Annotated in this window: 17 protein-coding genes; 3 read left to right on the forward strand and 14 right to left on the reverse strand. The window is 64.0% G+C overall.

From position 1 onward, the window contains the following. Nucleotides 1-6 precede the first annotated feature (6 nt). The 14 genes from tuf to I7X09_RS05090 form a co-directional block, all read right to left on the reverse strand. Complete coding sequence (gene tuf / locus I7X09_RS05025) at nucleotides 7-1,197, reverse strand: elongation factor Tu (RefSeq protein WP_003941926.1); 1,191 nt, start codon at nucleotides 1,195-1,197, stop codon at nucleotides 7-9. 125 nt (nucleotides 1,198-1,322) lie between these two features. Then, nucleotides 1,323-3,425 (reverse strand): elongation factor G, encoded by a 2,103-nt coding sequence (gene fusA, locus I7X09_RS05030; protein WP_007728394.1) that lies wholly within the window; start codon nucleotides 3,423-3,425, stop codon nucleotides 1,323-1,325. A gap of 200 nt (nucleotides 3,426-3,625) precedes the next feature. After that, a complete protein-coding gene (gene rpsG / locus I7X09_RS05035) occupies nucleotides 3,626-4,096 on the reverse strand; it encodes a 30S ribosomal protein S7 (RefSeq protein WP_003941856.1) in 471 nt (156 codons plus the stop codon). Beyond that, nucleotides 4,096-4,470 carry a 30S ribosomal protein S12 gene (gene rpsL, locus I7X09_RS05040; RefSeq protein WP_003941908.1) on the reverse strand — a complete coding sequence of 125 codons (375 nt, stop codon included), beginning with the start codon at nucleotides 4,468-4,470 and terminating at the stop codon, nucleotides 4,096-4,098. Before rpsL ends, rpsG begins: the two co-directional genes overlap by 1 nt. 421 nt (nucleotides 4,471-4,891) lie before the next feature. Next, complete coding sequence (locus I7X09_RS05045; RefSeq protein ID WP_234036799.1) at nucleotides 4,892-5,392, reverse strand: DUF3558 domain-containing protein; 501 nt, start codon at nucleotides 5,390-5,392, stop codon at nucleotides 4,892-4,894. Between the two features lie 23 nt (nucleotides 5,393-5,415). Then, nucleotides 5,416-5,964: a DUF3558 domain-containing protein gene (locus tag I7X09_RS05050; protein WP_095970315.1), complete on the reverse strand. Its 549-nt coding sequence runs from the start codon at nucleotides 5,962-5,964 to the stop codon at nucleotides 5,416-5,418. Nucleotides 5,965-6,046: 82 nt separating this feature from the next. Next, the gene (locus I7X09_RS05055; protein ID WP_003942008.1) at nucleotides 6,047-6,658 is read right to left on the reverse strand and encodes a TetR/AcrR family transcriptional regulator; all 612 of its coding nucleotides are present in this window, start codon (nucleotides 6,656-6,658) and stop codon (nucleotides 6,047-6,049) included. 60 nt (nucleotides 6,659-6,718) lie between these two features. Then, nucleotides 6,719-7,504: an enoyl-CoA hydratase family protein gene (locus I7X09_RS05060; protein WP_200315897.1), complete on the reverse strand. Its 786-nt coding sequence runs from the start codon at nucleotides 7,502-7,504 to the stop codon at nucleotides 6,719-6,721. A gap of 25 nt (nucleotides 7,505-7,529) precedes the next feature. Next, nucleotides 7,530-8,690, reverse strand: a complete 1,161-nt coding sequence (locus I7X09_RS05065) for an acyl-CoA dehydrogenase family protein (protein ID WP_033236424.1) — start codon at nucleotides 8,688-8,690, stop codon at nucleotides 7,530-7,532. Further along, complete coding sequence (locus I7X09_RS05070; RefSeq protein ID WP_124568244.1) at nucleotides 8,690-10,675, reverse strand: acetyl/propionyl/methylcrotonyl-CoA carboxylase subunit alpha; 1,986 nt, start codon at nucleotides 10,673-10,675, stop codon at nucleotides 8,690-8,692. The genes I7X09_RS05065 and I7X09_RS05070 overlap by 1 nt, the downstream gene beginning before the upstream one ends. An 8-nt stretch (nucleotides 10,676-10,683) precedes the next feature. Beyond that, nucleotides 10,684-12,282: an acyl-CoA carboxylase subunit beta gene (locus I7X09_RS05075; protein WP_124568243.1), complete on the reverse strand. Its 1,599-nt coding sequence runs from the start codon at nucleotides 12,280-12,282 to the stop codon at nucleotides 10,684-10,686. Continuing rightward, on the reverse strand, nucleotides 12,279-13,427 hold the full coding sequence (locus I7X09_RS05080; protein ID WP_124568242.1) for an acyl-CoA dehydrogenase family protein: 1,149 nt from the start codon (nucleotides 13,425-13,427) through the stop codon (nucleotides 12,279-12,281). Before I7X09_RS05080 ends, I7X09_RS05075 begins: the two co-directional genes overlap by 4 nt. Further along, nucleotides 13,424-15,145 (reverse strand): acyclic terpene utilization AtuA family protein, encoded by a 1,722-nt coding sequence (locus I7X09_RS05085; RefSeq protein ID WP_095970317.1) that lies wholly within the window; start codon nucleotides 15,143-15,145, stop codon nucleotides 13,424-13,426. Before I7X09_RS05085 ends, I7X09_RS05080 begins: the two co-directional genes overlap by 4 nt. Beyond that, nucleotides 15,142-15,942: a TIGR03084 family metal-binding protein gene (locus tag I7X09_RS05090; RefSeq protein ID WP_200315899.1), complete on the reverse strand. Its 801-nt coding sequence runs from the start codon at nucleotides 15,940-15,942 to the stop codon at nucleotides 15,142-15,144. The genes I7X09_RS05085 and I7X09_RS05090 overlap by 4 nt, the downstream gene beginning before the upstream one ends. A 110-nt stretch (nucleotides 15,943-16,052) precedes the next feature. Here I7X09_RS05090 and I7X09_RS05095 point away from each other — a divergent pair, with 110 nt between their 5' ends. The 3 genes from I7X09_RS05095 to I7X09_RS05105 are packed head-to-tail and all read left to right on the forward strand — an operon-like array spanning nucleotide 16,053 to nucleotide 18,282. Next, nucleotides 16,053-16,853, forward strand: coding sequence for a crotonase/enoyl-CoA hydratase family protein (locus tag I7X09_RS05095; protein ID WP_124568239.1), 801 nt, complete (start codon nucleotides 16,053-16,055; stop codon nucleotides 16,851-16,853). Then, nucleotides 16,850-17,710, forward strand: a complete 861-nt coding sequence (locus tag I7X09_RS05100; RefSeq protein WP_166811221.1) for an EamA family transporter — start codon at nucleotides 16,850-16,852, stop codon at nucleotides 17,708-17,710. The genes I7X09_RS05095 and I7X09_RS05100 overlap by 4 nt, the downstream gene beginning before the upstream one ends. A gap of 44 nt (nucleotides 17,711-17,754) precedes the next feature. Beyond that, nucleotides 17,755-18,282, forward strand: a complete 528-nt coding sequence (locus I7X09_RS05105; protein WP_095970321.1) for a gamma carbonic anhydrase family protein — start codon at nucleotides 17,755-17,757, stop codon at nucleotides 18,280-18,282. The last annotated feature ends 16 nt before the right edge of the window (nucleotides 18,283-18,298 follow it).

An 18,298-nucleotide genomic window follows, 5' to 3' on the forward strand; every position in this document is an offset into this window, starting at 1 on the left:
AGAGTCTCACTTGATGATCTTGGCAACCTTGCCGGCGCCGACCGTACGGCCGCCTTCGCGAATTGCGAAGCGCAGGCCCTCGTCCATGGCGACAGGCTGGATGAGCTTGACGGACATCTCGGTGTTGTCACCGGGCATGACCATCTCGGTGCCCTCAGGCAGCGTCACGACGCCCGTAACGTCCGTGGTACGGAAGTAGAACTGCGGGCGGTAGTTGTTGAAGAACGGGGTGTGGCGGCCGCCCTCGTCCTTCGACAGGATGTATGCCTGGCCCTCGAACTCCGTGTGGGGAGTCGTGGTGCCCGGCTTGACGACAACCTGTCCACGCTCGACATCTTCGCGCTTGATGCCACGAACGAGCAGTCCGACGTTGTCGCCGGCCTGGCCCGAGTCGAGCAGCTTGCGGAACATCTCGATACCCGTGACCGTGGTCTTGGTCGAGGTTTCCTTGATGCCGACGATCTCGACCTCTTCGTTGACGTTGACAACGCCACGCTCGATACGACCGGTGACAACGGTGCCACGGCCGGTGATCGTGAAGACATCCTCGACGGGCATGAGGAAGGGCTTCTCGGTCTCACGAATCGGGTCCGGGATGGACTCGTCGACAGCAGCCATCAGGTCGAGAATGGACTGCGTCCACTTCGGGTCACCCTCGAGTGCCTTGAGTGCCGAGATCGGAATGACGGGGGCTTCCTCGTCGAATTCCTGAGCGGCCAGCAGTTCGCGGACCTCCATCTCGACGAGCTCGAGGATCTCGTCGTCGTCAACCATGTCGGCCTTGTTCAGGGCGACGAGGATGTAAGGAACGCCAACCTGGCGAGCGAGCAGGACATGCTCGCGCGTCTGGGGCATCGGGCCGTCGGTAGCTGCGACGACGAGGATAGCGCCGTCCATCTGAGCTGCGCCGGTGATCATGTTCTTGATGTAGTCGGCGTGACCCGGTGCATCGACGTGCGCGTAGTGGCGCTTTTCCGTCTGGTACTCAACATGCGAGATGTTGATCGTGATGCCACGAGCCTTTTCCTCGGGAGCCTTGTCGATCTGATCGAAGGCCGAAGCCTCGTTCAGGTCGGGGAATGCATCCGCGAGAACCTTGGTGATGGCCGCCGTCGTCGTGGTCTTGCCGTGGTCGACGTGACCAATGGTGCCGATGTTCACGTGCGGCTTCGTCCGCTCGAACTTCGCCTTCGCCACTTTGTGTCCTCCTGGACTGTTGTTGCTTGCCGTATGCAGCAGTGCGGTTGGTTGTTACTTGGTCGTGCTTCGTGCCGGAAGAAACCGAGGTCGCTTGCCGGCGCGGGCTGGGGAGCTCGCTGTGCTTACTCGCCCGTCGCCTTGGCGATGATTTCCTTCGAGACGTTCGCGGGAACCTCTGCGTAGGAATCGAACACCATGGAGAAGTTCGCTCGGCCCTGGGTCTTCGACCGCAGGTCACCGATGTAACCGAACATCTCCGAGAGCGGAACCAGCGCCTTCACGACACGGGCACCACTGCGTTCCTCCATGGCCTGGATCTGGCCACGGCGGGAGTTGAGGTCGCCGATCACGTCGCCCATGTACTCCTCGGGCGTTGTGACCTCGACAGCCATGAGCGGCTCGAGAATGACGGGGCCGGCCTTGCGGGCGGCTTCCTTCAGTGCCTGCGAACCGGCAACCTTGAACGCCATTTCCGAGGAGTCGACGTCGTGGTAAGCACCATCGAGCAGCGACAGCTTCAGGTTCACGAGCGGGTAGCCGGCGAGAACACCGTACTGCATCGCGTCCTGCGCACCGGCATCCACGGAGGGGATGTACTCGCGCGGGATACGTCCGCCGGAGACCTTGTTCTCGAACTCGTAGGTAGCACCGTCTTCGCCCACGAAAGGCTCCAGAGCGATGATGACCTTTGCGAACTGGCCCGAGCCACCCGTCTGCTTCTTGTGGGTGTAGTCGTGCTTCTCGACCTTCTTGGTGATGGTCTCGCGGTACGCAACCTGCGGCTTACCGACGTTCGCCTCGACCTTGAACTCGCGGCGCATGCGGTCGACGAGGATGTCGAGGTGGAGCTCGCCCATACCGCCGATGACGGTCTGGCCGGTCTCTTCGTCGAGTTCGACCGAGAAGGTCGGATCCTCTTCGGCGAGCTTCTGGATCGCGACGCCCAGCTTTTCCTGGTCGGACTTGGTCTTGGGCTCGATGGAGACCTGGATGACCGGCGCGGGGAACGACATCGACTCGAGGACGATGGGGCTCGCCTGATCGCACAAGGTGTCACCGGTGGTGGTGTCCTTGAGGCCGATCATCGCGTAGATGTGGCCGGCTACGGCCTCGTCTACCGGGTTCTCCTTGTTGGCGTGCATCTGGAAGAGCTTTCCGATGCGCTCCTTCTTGCCCTTGGTGGCATTGAGCACCTGAGCACCCGGATCGATACGACCCGAGTAGACGCGCACGAAGGTCAGCTTGCCGAAGAACGGGTGAGCAGCGATCTTGAAGGCGAGAGCCGAGAACGGCTCGTCCTTGCTCGGCTTGCGAGTGATCTCTACTTCTTCGTCACCGAGCTTGTGGCCGATGACCTCACCGATGTCCAACGGGTTCGGAAGGTAGTCGATGACAGCGTCGAGCATGGGCTGAACGCCCTTGTTCTTGAACGCGGAGCCACAGAGAACCGGGTACAGCTCGGAGGCGACCGTCATCTTGCGGATGGCGCCCTTGATCTCCTCGATGGTGAGCTCTTCGCCGCCGAAGTACTTCTCCATGAGAGCTTCGTCGGACTCGGCAACCGTTTCGAGCAGCTTCTCGCGGTACTCGGCAGCCTTCTCGACGAGATCCGCGGGGATCTCCTCGATGGTCGGAGCGGTTCCCGTCGGGACCACGCCGCGCCAGGTGATGGCCTTCATCTCGACCAGGTCGACGACGCCGTCGAAGTCGTCCTCAGCGCCGATGGGCAGCTGGAGAACGAGCGGCTTCGCGCCCAAGCGGTCGATGATGGTCTGGACTGTGAAGTAGAAGTCCGCGCCCATCTTGTCCATCTTGTTGACGAAGCAGATGCGCGGAACGTCGTACTTGGCAGCCTGACGCCAAACCTGCTCGGACTGCGGCTCGACACCCTCTTTACCGTCGAAGACAGCAACTGCGCCGTCGAGCACGCGCAGCGACCGCTCCACCTCGACCGTGAAGTCGACGTGGCCGGGGGTGTCGATGATGTTGATCTGGTTGTTGTTCCAGAAGCAAGTCACGGCGGCAGACGTGATCGTGATGCCGCGTTCCTTCTCCTGCTCCATCCAGTCCGTCGTCGACGCACCGTCGTGCGTCTCACCGATCTTGTAATTGACACCGGTGTAGAACAGGATGCGCTCGGTGGTGGTGGTCTTGCCGGCATCGATGTGCGCCATGATGCCGATGTTGCGGACCTTGTTCAGGTCAGTCAGCACTTCCTGTGCCACAGGTTTCTTCCCCGCTCGTTGCTTGGTTTTCGGGTGTCGGCCTTATCGGTGTGTTCCACCGTCAGGGCCATGGTCTTTCAATTATGTCTCTGCCGAGGCGAACCTGGCCACCTGCGTCCGGAATCCGGCGAGATGAACAAGTCGCCAACGGCGACAAGCGTCGGAGCCCCACCCGATGGCAGTTGCTCCGACGCTTTACATCACCAGCGGTAGTGGGCGAATGCCTTGTTGGCTTCGGCCATCTTGTGAGTGTCTTCGCGACGCTTCACAGCTGCACCGAGGCCATTGCTGGCATCGAGGAGCTCGTTGGCGAGACGCTCGACCATGGTCTTCTCACGACGTGCACGCGAGAAGGTGACCAGCCAGCGCAGTGCCAGCGTGGTGGAACGACCGGGGCGAACCTCGACCGGCACCTGGTAGGTAGCGCCACCGACGCGGCGGCTACGAACCTCGAGTGCAGGCTTGACGTTGTCCAGGGCGCGCTTGAGAGTGACGACCGGATCGGTGCCGGTCTTCTCGCGTGCCTGCTCGAGAGCCTGGTACACGATTCGCTCTGCGGTGGACTTCTTGCCGTCCAGCAGGATCTTGTTGACGAGCTGCGTCACCAACGGGGAACCGTAAACCGGGTCGTTGATGAGCGGGCGCTTCGGAGCGGGGCCCTTACGTGGCATTAGCTCTTCTCCTTCTTGGCGCCGTAGCGGCTGCGTGCCTGCTTGCGACCCTTGACACCCTGGGTGTCGAGGGAGCCGCGGATGATCTTGTAGCGGACACCCGGGAGGTCCTTCACACGACCGCCACGGACGAGCACCATGGAGTGCTCCTGAAGGTTGTGACCTTCGCCGGGGATGTACGCGGTGACCTCGACCGAAGTCGTGAGGCGAACACGTGCGACCTTACGGAGCGCGGAGTTCGGCTTCTTGGGGGTGGTGGTGTACACGCGAGTGCACACGCCACGACGCTGCGGGCTGCCCTTGAGGGCTGCCGTCTTGACCTTGGCGGTCTTGTCGCGGCGACCCTTGCGGACCAGCTGGTTGATGGTTGGCATTTACCGGCTTTCTTGTGACGAACAGACTGCTCGAGCGAACTCGGGCCGTTCGAAAACGTGGCTGTTCTGAAATTAGGGATCTAGCAGTTGGAGCAAGAGAGCTGCTGCTCCTCACCCACCTCAGAGTGTGTACTCAGCACTTTCATGCCGTGCACCGCCCCCGAGGTCGGGCGTGTCGCATACCCCCACACAGGCAGCCGGATGCTCGTTCATCAGCAGATTCTGCTCGAACGCGCGCACGGCAATACCTAGCTAGGCACACAGATCGGCCCGGGCATGCCGGACACGACCCATGACGATACCTGTCGGCGCGCCACGAGGTCAAAGCGAGGCCACGGTGATAGTGACCTCACGCCCTGACCACCCACTCTGAGCGCCACTCTGAGCGCGCAGTGCGACCACCCAATCGGACCGGTCGCGATCAGATGCTGCGGTTCAACGTCAAAGCGCCGAGCTTTGCCGCTGCGTCGCACGGATCCGCGCCGCCTTGTGGCTCGGTGACCCACCACCCGAACACTCCCCCGGCCGGTGCGCTCGCGCTCACCCCGCAACTCTGCGGATCAGCCGGCTGGCGGACCTGGTACCCGCCACTGCCGTTGATGTCGATTTTCGCCACCACGTATCCGAGATGTTCGAAAGCAGCGCGCTCGTGATCGAGTGTGCCCGTCTCGAACCAGTTGAAGGTGATCTTGATCGGACCCGCGGCGCCGATGCCGTCCCAACGGCAGATAGCGCCGAAGAACCCACGCCCGACGGCGTCGGCACCCACGGCGCCGGCGATCTGCTCGTCGGTGACGGCTTCGCATTCTTGGAGGACGTTCGCGAATTCCTGGCTGTCACTACCGCCGTAGCTGCCCTCCGCGCGGGGAGTCCCGGTAACCACCGAGCCGCAGCCTGTCAGCAGAACCAGCGACCCGGCCACGGCGAGTCCGATCCTTACTCGCTTCACTGTGCCCTCGACACTGTTTTTTCCATCAGATCCCGTGCCACCGTGCACGGATCCGCGGTCGGTGGCAGCAAACCGTAGGTGATCGACCAGTGCACGAAGTCTCCGCCGAACGCGATACCCAACTCGCACAACGAACCTGCCGTGGACGCGATGAAGCCCTGGTGTCCACCGATCGTGATGTCGTCGGCGGGGCGTCCGAGCAGGTCGGACCCGGCCCGTTCGCGGCCGATCGGGCTTCCGCGGTACCAGGAGAAACTGACGCTCGGACCGTTCGAGCCGGCGACTTCCCACTGGCAACCGACGCCGTTGCGCGTCGTCGTCGCAAAAGCGCCGAGATTGAAGGCGCTGACAACTTCTTCGTCGGTCACCGAGCCGCATTCGGCGAACATCGGTCCGGGATCCGTAGGTGCGAGTGCCTGCGAACCCGCTCCGTCGCCCGGCTGATCGACGGACCCGTCGTCGGAGCTGCATCCGACCACAGCCGAGAGCACGGCGGCCGAGACCAATACCGAAGTCCCGATCGAGGTGAGAGTGCGTGCGGCCATGGAGCCGACTGTACTTCGCGGCGGCCCCCGACACACGCCACGTGCGCGTCGCGCGCATCGGTGCGCCCACGCCGCTGCCGATTCAGGGAGTTGCGACCGGTACCCGAACCAGCGTGGAATCCAATTGCGCCGCCCACTGTTTGACCACCTCGGTGCGTCGGCGCGAGTCGTCGGTCAAGACGTCTGCAAGCCCCAGCCCACGGGCCAGGTCCAGGGTCGCCTGTACCAAGCGGTGCGTCACCGGATCGGAGTCGTCGACACCCAGACTCTCGACGGCCATCCGGTGCGCGATGCGCCCGAACCGTTCCTCGAGGGGCAACACGCGAGCCCGCAGGTCGGGGTCGGAGGCGGCGGCCGTCCACACCTGCAGTGCTGCTTTGAACAACGTTCCGGTGTAGTACTCGACCAACCGCGAAATAATCGCCTCTGTTCGTCCGGCACCCACCGGAAGGTCGGTGGATTCCTTGCGTGCCTGGTCCATCCTGGCGTCGAACATCACCTCGAGCGCCGCGGTGATGAGGTCCTCACGCGTCGGGAAGTGATGCTGCATCGCACCTCTTGACACCCCGGCGCGCTGCGCGACGACGCTCATCGTCGTTGCGCTCCATCCGAGTTCGGCGAGACACTCCACAGTCACTTCCAGCAGGTGGGAGCGCGTGACTCGACTTCGGTCCTGCTTGGGCTCTCGAGTCATCGCGCCGCCATCCCTTCTACTGCTGTGTTCCAGCGCTTCTGTGTCCCAGCTGCGCAGTTTCTACTGCGCCCAGGCCGCTGGACGCTTCTGCAAGAAAGACATCATGCCCTCACGAGCCTCGTCGGACGAAAACAGCCGAGCCGATTGCGCGATCATCTCCTCGCCGTCCCGGTCGAATCCGGCCAGGACCGAACGCGTCGTGATCCACTTCGATTCGGCAAGCCCTTGCGGTGAACATTGGCGCAGGGTCCCGAGCAGCTCGGTGATCGACTCCCCCGTGTCCTGCGACGCGGCGGTGACGAGTCCGATGGATTCGGCCTCGTGCTGGCCGAACTTCTCTCCGGTGAGTAGATAGCGGCTCGCAGATCGCTGGTCGAGCCTCGGTAGGACGGTGAGCGAAACGATGGACGCTGCCAAACCCAACCGTGATTCCGTCACCGCGAAGGTGCTCGCCGGTCCGGCGACGACGATGTCGCACGCCCCGACAAGACCCATACCCCCGGCCCGGACGTGACCGTCGATCCGCCCGATCACCGGCTTGGGAAGCTCGAGAATGCTGCGCAAGAGCGTCAACATTCCCCGTCCTCGCTCCTTGACGGCCTCCTCCGGAGATGCCGACGACCCCGAGGCCTCACTGAGATCGGCTCCCGCGCAGAATGTTCCACCGGTGTGAGTGAGCACCACGGCTCGAACTTCCGGATCGGCCGCCGCCGACGTCAGCCCAGCCTGCAACTCCGTGACCAACCGCGTCGAAATCGCGTTGCGGTTGTGTGGTGAGTCGAGAGTGATCGTGGCCGCACCGCCCGATACGTCGTACCGTACGTATGGCTTGTCCTCGTCCGTCATGCTTCGCCCTTTCTCGTGAGACCGTCTAGTAGGACCGAGGCAGACCGAGAGAGTGTTGCGAGACGAAGTTGAGGATCATCTCGCGGCTCACCGGGGCAACGCGGGCGATACGTGCCGCGCCGAGCATGGCAGCCAACCCGTATTCCTTCGTCAGGCCTGCGCCGCCGTGCGTCTGGATCGCCTGATCGAGTGCCTTGATGCTGGCTTCGGCGGCCGCGTACTTCGCCATGTTCGCGGCTTCGGCAGCACCGAAATCGTCGCCACTGTCGTAGAGCACCGCAGCCTTCTGCATCATCAGCTTGGCGAGCTCGAGTTCGATCTTCACCTGGGCGAGTGGATGCGAAATACCTTGGTGCGCACCGATCGGCGTCTTCCAGACGGTGCGCTCGTTCGCGAACTTCACCGCAGCGTTCAGGGCGTAACGGCCCATTCCGATGGCCATCGACGCACCCAGGATGCGCTCGGGGTTCAGGCCGGCGAACAACTGCATCAGAGCGGCATCGGCTTCGCCGACCAGAGCGTCGGCCGGCAGACGCACATCGTCGAGAAAGAGGATGAACTGGTGGTCCGGTTCGATGATGTCCATCTCCATCTGCGTCTTCACGAATCCGGGAGAATCCGTGGGGACGATGAACAGAGCGGGCTTGAGCTTGCCGGTCTTGGAGTCCTCGGTGCGCGCAACGATGAGAACCGCATCAGCCTGATCGACACCCGAGATGTAAATCTTGTTCCCGCTCAGGATCCAGTCTTCTCCGTCACGCCGAGCAGTCGTCGTGATCTGATGCGAGTTGGAACCAGCGTCCGCCTCGGTGATTCCGAACGCCATGATCTTGGATCCATCGGCGAGGCTGGGTAGCCATTGCTGCTTCTGCTCCGCCGTGCCGTACTTGCCGATGATGGTGCCGCAGATGGCCGGCGAGACGACAACCAGGAGCAGACCGGCACCCTGTGCCGCCAATTCCTCCTGCACCAGCGCGAGTTCGTAGATCCCCGCACCGCCGCCGCCGTATTCCTCCGGCAGGTTGACGCCGAGGAATCCGAGTTTGCCCGCCTCGTTCCACAATTCGGTGAGCGGCTCACCCTTTCGTGCCTTGGGCAGCACGTAGTCGACGTAGTTGAAGCGCTCACCCAGTTTGGAAACGGATGCCCGCAGTTCCTTCTGCTCTTCGGTTTCGATGAAACTCATCATGCTTCCTCTTCTGTAGCGGGTTCTTCCACACGTGCGAGTACCGATCCGACCTCGACCTGCTGGCCGACGGCAACCGGAAGTTCCACCAGGACACCGGCAGTCGGCGCGGTGACGGTGTGTTCCATCTTCATGGCCTCGAGCCACAGAATCGGCTGGCCGGCAGTGACGGTGTCACCGAGGGCGGCGCCAAGGCGGATGACCGAGCCCGGCATCGGAGCGAGCAACGAACCGGCGGCGACCTCCGCCGACGGATCCACGAAGCGCGGTGCTGCCGACAACGCGACGGGCCCGAGCGAGGAGTCGACGAAAATCTCACTCCCGTAGACCGCCACGTCGAACGAACGCCGTACTCCGCTTTCCTCGAGCACTACCCGGGACGCAGTAGCCGACACCAGACTCACGTCGTCGAAGCCTTCTGCACTCAGCACGCCGCTTCGGCTCAGGAAGTAGCGGACGTCGTAGTCGCCCGACGCAGTGGAATAACTCTTGCTCTGCGGCTGCGACGGCAGGTTGCGCCACCCGCTGGGCAAGCGGCCGATGACGCGGGCCGACGCCCGGTTGTGCGCGGCATCGGCAAGTGCAGCCGCCAGCGCCGAAAGTCTTTCGGCGTCAGTGTCGGCCAGAGGCGTTGACAGTTTCTCGAGGTCGTGGGTCTCGAAGAACGCCGTGTCGGTGTCTCCCGCAATGAAGGCCGGGTGGCTCAGGACGTTGACGAGCAGGTCCCGGTTGGTGCGCAGGCCGTGAATCCTGGTGCGCGCCAGCGTCGATCCGAGCAGCCGCGCAGCTGCCGTTCTGGTCGGCGCGTACGAGATGACTTTGGCCAACATCGGGTCGTAGTGGACGCCGACAACACTGCCGTCGACGACGCCGGAATCGAGGCGAACACCCTGCTCGCGCAGAACACTGAATTCTGCCACGTTTCCGGGCAACTCGATGTGGTGAACGGTTCCGCTCTGCGGCTGCCAGTTCTTGGCGGGATCCTCGGCGTACAGACGCACCTCGATGGAATGTCCGCGGATCTCGGGCTGCTCGTCCGGCAGCGTGTCACCCGACGCCACCTGCAATTGCAGCTCCACCAGGTCGAGCCCCGTGGTGCACTCGGTGACCGGGTGCTCCACCTGCAAACGAGTGTTCATCTCGAGGAAGAAGAAGTCGCCCTTTTCGTCGGCGAGGAACTCGACGGTTCCCGCCCCTTCGTAGCCGATGGCATTGGCGGCGAGCCGCGAGGCGTCGAAAAGCTTGTCGCGCATGGCGGGGATGCGTTGCACGAGCGGAGACGGCGCCTCTTCGACGACCTTCTGGTGTCGACGCTGGATCGAGCACTCGCGCTCTCCCACCGCCCACACGCCGCCGTGGCGGTCGGCCATGACCTGAACCTCGATGTGCCGACCGGTTTCGAGGTAGCGCTCGCAGAAGACCGTCGGGTCACCGAAAGCGGACTGCGCCTCACGCCGCGCCGCTTCCAGTTCGCCGTCCAGCGCCGACAATTCACGAACGACACGCATTCCGCGTCCGCCGCCGCCCGCCGACGCCTTGATGAGCACCGGCAGATGCGCTTCGGTCACCGCAGCGGGATCGAGTTCGGACAGCACCGGCACTCCGGCGGCATCCATGATCTTCTTGGACTCGACCTTCGACCCCATCAGCTCGATGGATTCGACGGGTGGGCCGATCCACGTCAGCCCCGCGTCGATGACGCTGCGCGCGAACTCCGCGTTCTCGGACAGGAACCCGTAGCCGGGGTGAATGGCGTCGGCGCCCGAAGCCTTTGCAGCGGCGATGATCAGCTCACCCCGCAGGTAGGTCTCGGCGGGCGTGTTACCCGGCAGCCGAACGGACGCGTCGGCTTCGGCGACGTGCGGGCTGTCGGCATCCGCGTCGGAAAATACCGCGACCGTGCCGATTCCGTTCTTGCGGCAGGTTGCAAAGACACGGCGGGCGATTTCGCCACGATTGGCGACCAGTACAGAAGTGATTGTCACGGCGTGCCTCACATACGGAAGACGCCGAAGTTCTCGGTGCCTTCGATCGGGGCGGTGGCAATGGCCGACAGGCACATTCCCACCACGGTGCGGGTGTCTCGGGGATCGATGACGCCGTCGTCGTACAGACGTCCGGACAGGAACATCGGAAGTGACTCGGCCTCGATCTGGTTCTCGATCATCGCGCGCATACCGGCATCAGCCTGCTCGTCGAACACCTGGCCGCGGGCCTCGGCAGCAGCGCGTCCCACGATGGAGATGACGCCGGCGAGTTGCGCTCCGCCCATGACGGCGGACTTGGAACTGGGCCAGGCAAAGAGGAATCGCGGATCGAACGCCCGTCCGCACATGCCGTAGTGACCGGCGCCGTACGACGCTCCGAGCAGGATCGAGATGTGCGGAACCTTGGAGTTGGCAACCGCATTGATCATCATCGATCCGTGCTTGATCATGCCGCCCTCCTCGTATTCCTTGCCCACCATGTAGCCGGTGGTGTTGTGCAGGAACAGCAACGGCGTGTTGGAGCGGTTGGCGAGCTGGATGAACTGCGTGGCCTTCTGGGATTCCTCACTGAAGAGAACTCCACGGGCGTTGGCCAGGATGCCGATCGGGTAGCCGTTCAGCTCGGCCCAGCCGGTCACGAGAGAGGAACCGTAGAGCGGCTTGAACTCGTCGAAGTCGGAACCGTCGACGATGCGGGCGATGACCTCACGCGGATCGAACGGGATCTTCAGATCGGCGGGAACGATGCCGAGCAACTCTTCCGGATCCTCGAGCGGTTCGATGATCTCGGTGCGAGGCGCCGGCCCCTTCTTGGTCCAGTTGAGTCGCTTGACGATCGAGCGCCCGATGCGGATCGCATCCTGCTCGTCGGCGGCGAAGTAGTCGGCCAGACCGGACTTACGAGCGTGCATTTCGGCGCCGCCGAGTGCCTCGTCGTCGGATTCCTCACCGGTGGCCATCTTGACCAGCGGCGGGCCTGCGAGGAACACCTTGGAGCGTTCCTTGATCATCACGACGTGGTCGGACATGCCCGGGATGTACGCGCCGCCGGCCGTCGAGTTACCGAAGACCAGTGCAATGGTGGGGATTCCGGCTGCGGACAGCTGAGTGAGGTCACGGAACATCCGGCCACCGGGAATGAACACCTCTTTCTGCGTCGGCAAGTCTGCGCCACCGGACTCGACGAGCGAGATCACCGGAAGGCGATTCTGCATCGCGATGTCGTTCGCGCGGAATCCCTTACGCAGCGTCCATGGATTGCTGGTGCCGCCGCGCACGGTGGGATCGTTGGCGACGATCAGGCATTCGACGCCTTCGACGACGCCGATACCGACCACGGTGCTGGCGCCGACCGGGAAGTCGCTCCCCCACGCAGCGAGGGGGCACAGTTCGAGAAACGGTGAATCCTGATCGAGCAGAAGCTCGATCCGCTCGCGTGCCAGGAGCTTTCCCCGCTTGTGGTGACGCTCGGTGTACTTCTCGCCACCGCCCGCCAACGCCTTGGCGTGCTCGACCTCGATCTCGGCGAGCTTGGTGTTCATGGTCGATGTTGCGGTCTGGTAGACCTCGGAGTTGGTGTCCAGTGTTGACCGAATGACACTCATGACTGATACCCCAATCGCTTGGCCGCGAGGCCGGTGAGGATTTCGGTGGTTCCGCCACCGATTCCCAGAATTCGCATGTCCCGGTACTGCCTCTCCACTTCACTTTCCTGCATGTATCCGAGGCCGCCGAACAGCTGAACGGCTTGGTTGGCAACCCATTCACCCGTTTCGACCGCCGTATTCTTGGCGAAGCACACCTCGGCGATCAGATCGCCGTCACCGGCCATGTACCGCTCGATCACCGAGTGCGTGTACACCTTGGCGACGTCGATCTTGCGGGCCATCTCGGTGACGGTGTTCTGCACTGCCTGCCGACTGATCAGTGGGCGTCCGAAAGTCTCGCGGGCGCGGCACCATTCGAGGGTCAACTCGAGGCATCGCTCGGCGCTGGCATACGCCTGCGCAGCGAGGGCGACGCGCTCGGAAACGAAGGCCTGCGCGATCTGCGCGAAGCCGCTGTTCTCTGCCCCGACCAGATTCTCCACCGGGACCCGGGCGTCGACGAAGGACAGCTCGGCGGTATCCGATGCACGCCAGCCCATCTTCTCGAGTTTGCGCGAGACCGTGAATCCCGGTGTGCCCTTCTCGATCACGAGCAGAGAGACGCCACCCGCGCCGGGGCCACCGGTACGCACGGCAGTGACGACGAAGTCTGCGCGAACACCGGAGGTGATGAACGTCTTCGCACCGTTGACTACGTAATGGTCGCCGTCGCGCTTGGCTGTAGTTGTCAGGTGCCCGACGTCGCTGCCTCCGCCGGGTTCCGTGATGGCGAGCGAGCCGATCTTGTCGCCGCGCAGGGTCGGCTTGACCCACTTCTCGATCTGCGCCTCGTCGCCGGCCGCAATCAGGTGCGGCACCGCGATGCCGCAGGTGAACAGCGAGGCGAACAGCCCGCCCGACGCACCTGCCTGGTGCATCTCCTCACAGATCACGATGGAGTCGACGGCGTCGCCGCCCTCACCGCCCGCCGATTCGGGCGCACTGGCCCCGAGGAGGCCGAGAGCGCCTGCCTTGCGGTGCAATTCGCGCGGAATCTCGCCGTCGCGCTCCCACTGCGTCAGATGCGGCAGAATCTCCTGGTTCACGAATCCGCGTACGGTCGCGCGAAGCGCAAGCCTTTCCGGTGTGGTCCACACGGTCACCGTGAATCCTCTTTCTCGTCAGTTACGGGGAGTAACGAAATCGGGATGTCGATGTGGCGCGAGCGCAGCCATTCACCAATTCCCTTGGCCTGCGGATCGAACCGCGCCTGCGAGGCCACACCCTGACCGAGGATTCCCTCGATCACGAAGTTGACGGCACGTAGGTGCGGAAGCTGGTAGCGAGTGACGTTCAGGTCTGCTGCTTCCGGTAGCAGTTCCTTGAGCATTTCGACGGTCAGAGTGTGCGCCAACCACTTCCACTGCTCGTCGGTGCGAACCCAGACTCCGACGTTGGCGTTTCCACCCTTGTCTCCACTGCGCGCACCGGCGATAGTGCCGAGCGGCACCGAGATCGAGGACTGCGGCGGCAAGGGCTGTGGTCGCTCGGGTTCGTCGACCGGTTCGAGGTCCAGCGTCAGCGTCGACGGAGCGATGTCCACGCGCGTGCCGTCGGGAAGTACGGCGACGTGAGGCACCGATCCCGCGTCGACGTAGCCGGGGGTGAACACTCCGTACGGCTGGCCGTTGCTCGGCGGCGCGGTCAGCGAGAAGCCGGGGTAACTGGCGAGTGCCATTTCCACCGCAACCGCGGAGAAGGGACGACCGATCACCTTGGGGTCGGCGTCACGAACCACGCAGCGCAGCAACGCACTCGCTGTTTCCTCGGTGTCGGAATCCGGATGATCCGTGCGGGCGAGAGTCCAGACCAGTTCGGCCGGCTTCTTCGTCAGCCAGGATTCGAGTTGAGTCTTCGCCAGATCGGCCTTGGCCTCGATGTCGAGACCGGTCAGGATGAAGGTGGCCTCGTTGCGGAACCCGGCCAGCGTGTTCAGCGAGACCTTGTACTGCGGCGGCGGGGCCTCTCCCGTGACGCCGCTGATCAGCACCCGATCCGGGCCTTCCTGGGTGAGCACCGCATTGTCGATGCGGGTGGTCACGTCCGGTCCCGCGTAGCGTCCACCCGTGATCTCGTACAGCAGCTGCGCCGTCACGGTGCCGACGCTCACCTCGCCGTCCGTTCCGGCATGTTTGGTGATGACCGAAGATCCGTCCGCGTTGATCTCGGCGATCGGGAATCCCGGCCTACCCAAGTTGGGAATCTCTGTGAAGAACGCGTAGTTGCCGCCGGTGGCCTGAGTTCCGCACTCGATGACGTGGCCCGCCGCAACAGCACCGGCCAGCTGATCGAAATCATCTCGCTTCCAACCGAAATGGTGAGCGGCCGGACCGACGATCACCGACGCATCGGTGACACGTCCGGTGACCACGACATCGGCGTCGGCCGACAATGCTTCGACGATGCCCCAGGCACCGAGGTACGCATTGGCCGTCAGCGGGGAGCCGAGTCCGAGTTCGTCTGCGCGAGAGATCAAATCGTCGCCCTCGACGTGGGCGATCTTCGCGTTCAACCCCAGCTTGGTGTTGACCTCGCGCAGCGCATCGGCCAGGCCGGCGGGATTGAGACCGCCTGCATTCGCGACGATCTTCACCCCCTTGTCGAGCGCGAGGCCGAGAGTGTCCTCCACCTGCCGCAGGAACGTCTTCGCGTAGCCGAGCGACGGGTCCTTCATCCGATCCCGGCCGAGGATCAACATCGTCAGTTCGGCCAGGTAGTCGCCGGTCAGGTAGTCGAGTTCGCCGCCCTCGAGCATCTCGCGCATCGCCGAGACGCGGTCGCCGTAGAAACCGGAACAGTTACCGATCCGTACCGAACTCATTTGTCCACCTCCGCTTCTCGTGCGGTTCGTCCCTCGCCGCTGGGTCCGGCAAATGCCTGCGCGAACCCGAGCCACTCGTCCGCGTCGGCACCGACGGCGACCAGGTCGAGATCAGCGCGATTGGCCCGCTGAGTGACCAGCAAGCAGAAGTCCAACGCCGACCCGGTCACCTTCTGCGGCGCACCTTCCGGCCCCCAGGTCCAGAGCGAGCCGTCGGGCGCGGTCAACTCAACCCGGAAATCGTCGGCGGGCGGCGTCTTCTCGTTGACCGAGTACGCGAAGTTCCGCGTCCGCACACCCAGGTGAGCGATGTTCTTGATGCGCGCCGTCGGGGCGCGTTCGACGCCAAGGGCATCAGCGACGTCCTGTCCGTGTGCCCACGTCTCCATCAACCGAGCGGTTGCCATGGAGACTCCGCCCATGGGCGGGCCGTACCAGGGAAACTTGGTGCCGGCCGGCGCTGCGGTCAGTGCCTCGACGAGAGCGGTGCGCCCCGCTCGCCAATCGGCCAGCAACTCTGCAGGCGGGCGAGCAGCCTGCTCGGCGACACCGTCGTCGACGAACCCCGCCGGATTCACGAACGCCGCCTTCAACTGCTCCGCGAACCCGTCCGGGTCGGTGATCGCCAGGATCACGGCACTGTCCGTCCAGTGCAGGTGCCCGATCTGATGCGCGATGGTCCACCCTTCCGCAGGCGTCAGTGTCGCCCACTTCTCCTCGGGCAGATCTGCAACCAGGGCGTCGAGGCTCTCGCCTTCAGCCCGCAAGTCATCGATGAACGTCTGAAGTTCGGCCATGCGACCAGCATCACACTCACTCCCATAAAAATCAAGCACGAATGATTGTTATTGCGAAATCTCATGGTGAGAGACTGAGCTCAACTGCCATCGACTACCAGGAGCAACCCATGAGCGACGCCGTACTGATCTCGCGAACCGGCGATGTGGTCACGTGGACCCTCAATCGCCCGGACACCCGCAACGCGATCTCCGAGATCGACATGATCGAAGCTCTCGAAGACGCGGTCACCGCGGTGAACCGAGATCAGAGTGTGCGCGCAGTCATCCTCACGGGAGCCGGGTCAGCCTTCTCCTCCGGTGGCAACGTCAAACACATGCGAGACAAGGAAGGCATGTTCGGTGGCGCGCCCGGCGAGATCCGCCAGGGCTACCGGCACGGCATCCAGCGCATTCCACTCGCGCTGTACACGTGTGAGGTGCCGACCATCGCAGCCGTCAACGGCCCGGCCATCGGAGCGGGCTGCGATCTCTCGCTCATGTGTGACCTCCGCATCGCCTCGACGGCGGCGGTCTTCGCCGAGAGCTTCGTCAAGGTGGGACTCATCCCCGGCGACGGCGGAGCGTGGCTGCTCCCCCGCGCGATCGGTAACGCCCGCGCCGCCGAGATGGCGTTCACCGGCGAACCGATCGATGCTGCGAAGGCACTCGACTGGGGGCTGGTCTCGCAGCTCACCGAGCCCGAGGAATTGCTCTCCGCAGCGCATGCCCTGGCAGCGCGGGTAGCGGCCAATCCCCCGCAGGTACTCCGGATGACCAAGAAACTGCTTCGCGAGGGCCAGCACCAAAGCCTCGAGAGCCTGCTCGAACTCTCGGCCGCCATGCAGTCGATCGCCCATCACACCCGCGATCACCACGAAGCCGTCGCTGCCATGCTCGAACGTCGTAGTCCTGAGTTCACCGGAGAATGAAGACCGGCAGTCAGCTACTGCCGGTCGGCGCAGTCCTCACCTCGATACTGTCGCTCCAGTTCGGAGCGGCATTCGCGACGACACTGTTCTCGCAGATCGGACCTGCCGGCGCCACGACGCTGAGACTGACGATCGCCGCGATCATCCTCGGCGTCATCGTCCGCCCGCGTTGGAGCCGGTGGTCGAACCGACAGCGCAAGGGCATCTTCGCGCTGGGCATCGCCCTGGCCGTGATGAACGGTGCCTTCTACCTCGCTCTCGAGACCGTGCCCATCGGCACCGCCGTCACCATCGAGTTCCTCGGACCGCTCACCCTGGCCGCAGTTCTGTCTCGTCGGTGGGCCGACGGGGCATGGGTGCTGCTCGCCTTCGGCGGAGTGTTGCTGCTGGGGTTGGGCGATCACGGCGAATCCGGTTTGGACCCGATCGGGGTGATGTTCGCGTTGATCGCCGCTGCCGCGTGGGCCGGCTACATCGTGGCCGGTTCCCACCTGGCCGCGACGCTCCCGAGCGCCGACGGGTTGGCGGGCGCAAGCATCGTCGCGGCAGTTTTGACGCTTCCCTTCGGCGCCGTCTCCGGCGGGAGTGAACTGCTGGATCCGAAGATGCTCGCCGCCGGCGCGGCCGTCGCCATCCTCTCGTCCGTCATCCCGTACAGCTTGGAAATGTGGGCGTTGCGATCATTGGCCAAGAAGGTCTTTGCCGTCCTCATCGCCCTCGAACCCGCTGCGGCCGCACTGGCCGGAGTTCTCGTGATCGGGCAGAGGCTCGACGCGTTCACACTCGTGGCCATCGGGCTGGTGGTGACCGCGGGCGTCGGCACAGTCGTCATGAATCGAAAGCCCACACCGAAATAGTCCAGGTACCGTCAGAGCACGTCATTCCAACGCACAGGAGAACCATGACCAACCCGATCATCGCCACCGTTCTCGGACGCACCCCGCAGATCGACGAAAGTGCGTTCATCGCACCCAACGCCACCGTTGTCGGCGCGGTGACCATCGCTGCGGGCGCCAGCATCTGGTACGGCGCAGTCCTGCGCGGCGACGCCGAATCGATCTCCATCGGCGCGGACACCAACATTCAGGACAACTGCACGGTGCACGCCGACCCCACGTTCCCCGCGGTACTGGGCGAACGAATCTCGGTCGGCCACAACGCGGTGCTACACGGGTGCACCGTCGAAGACGACGTGCTCGTCGGCATGGGCGCCGTGGTGCTCAACGGCGCGCACATCGGTTCGGGATCGCTGATCGCCGCCGGCGCGGTCGTGTCCCAGGGGATGCAGATCCCGCCTGGATCACTGGTCGCCGGCGTGCCCGCCAAGGTCAAACGTGAACTCTCCGAAGGTGAAAAGGCCGGTATCACCGCAAACGGCGCCGGCTACATCATGCTCGCGAAGGCTCACCAGGACATCGAGCACGCTTGATCGAGACGACGCTCGC

Source organism: Rhodococcus sp. P-2 (assembly GCF_016598535.1).
GTDB lineage: Bacteria > Actinomycetota > Actinomycetes > Mycobacteriales > Mycobacteriaceae > Rhodococcus_F > Rhodococcus_F baikonurensis.

Coding starts and splice junctions, on each gene's coding strand:
- I7X09_RS05095 (WP_124568239.1), top strand. CDS start 16,053: ATGAGCGACGCCGTACTGATCTCGCGAACCGGCGATGTGGTCACGTGG.
- I7X09_RS05100 (WP_166811221.1), top strand. CDS start 16,850: ATGAAGACCGGCAGTCAGCTACTGCCGGTCGGCGCAGTCCTCACCTCG.
- I7X09_RS05055 (WP_003942008.1), bottom strand. CDS start 6,658: ATGACTCGAGAGCCCAAGCAGGACCGAAGTCGAGTCACGCGCTCCCAC.
- I7X09_RS05090 (WP_200315899.1), bottom strand. CDS start 15,942: ATGGCCGAACTTCAGACGTTCATCGATGACTTGCGGGCTGAAGGCGAG.
- I7X09_RS05105 (WP_095970321.1), top strand. CDS start 17,755: ATGACCAACCCGATCATCGCCACCGTTCTCGGACGCACCCCGCAGATC.
- I7X09_RS05060 (WP_200315897.1), bottom strand. CDS start 7,504: ATGACGGACGAGGACAAGCCATACGTACGGTACGACGTATCGGGCGGT.
- I7X09_RS05075 (WP_124568243.1), bottom strand. CDS start 12,282: ATGAGTGTCATTCGGTCAACACTGGACACCAACTCCGAGGTCTACCAG.
- I7X09_RS05050 (WP_095970315.1), bottom strand. CDS start 5,964: ATGGCCGCACGCACTCTCACCTCGATCGGGACTTCGGTATTGGTCTCG.
- rpsL (WP_003941908.1), bottom strand. CDS start 4,470: ATGCCAACCATCAACCAGCTGGTCCGCAAGGGTCGCCGCGACAAGACC.
- I7X09_RS05065 (WP_033236424.1), bottom strand. CDS start 8,690: ATGAGTTTCATCGAAACCGAAGAGCAGAAGGAACTGCGGGCATCCGTT.
- I7X09_RS05085 (WP_095970317.1), bottom strand. CDS start 15,145: ATGAGTTCGGTACGGATCGGTAACTGTTCCGGTTTCTACGGCGACCGC.
- rpsG (WP_003941856.1), bottom strand. CDS start 4,096: ATGCCACGTAAGGGCCCCGCTCCGAAGCGCCCGCTCATCAACGACCCG.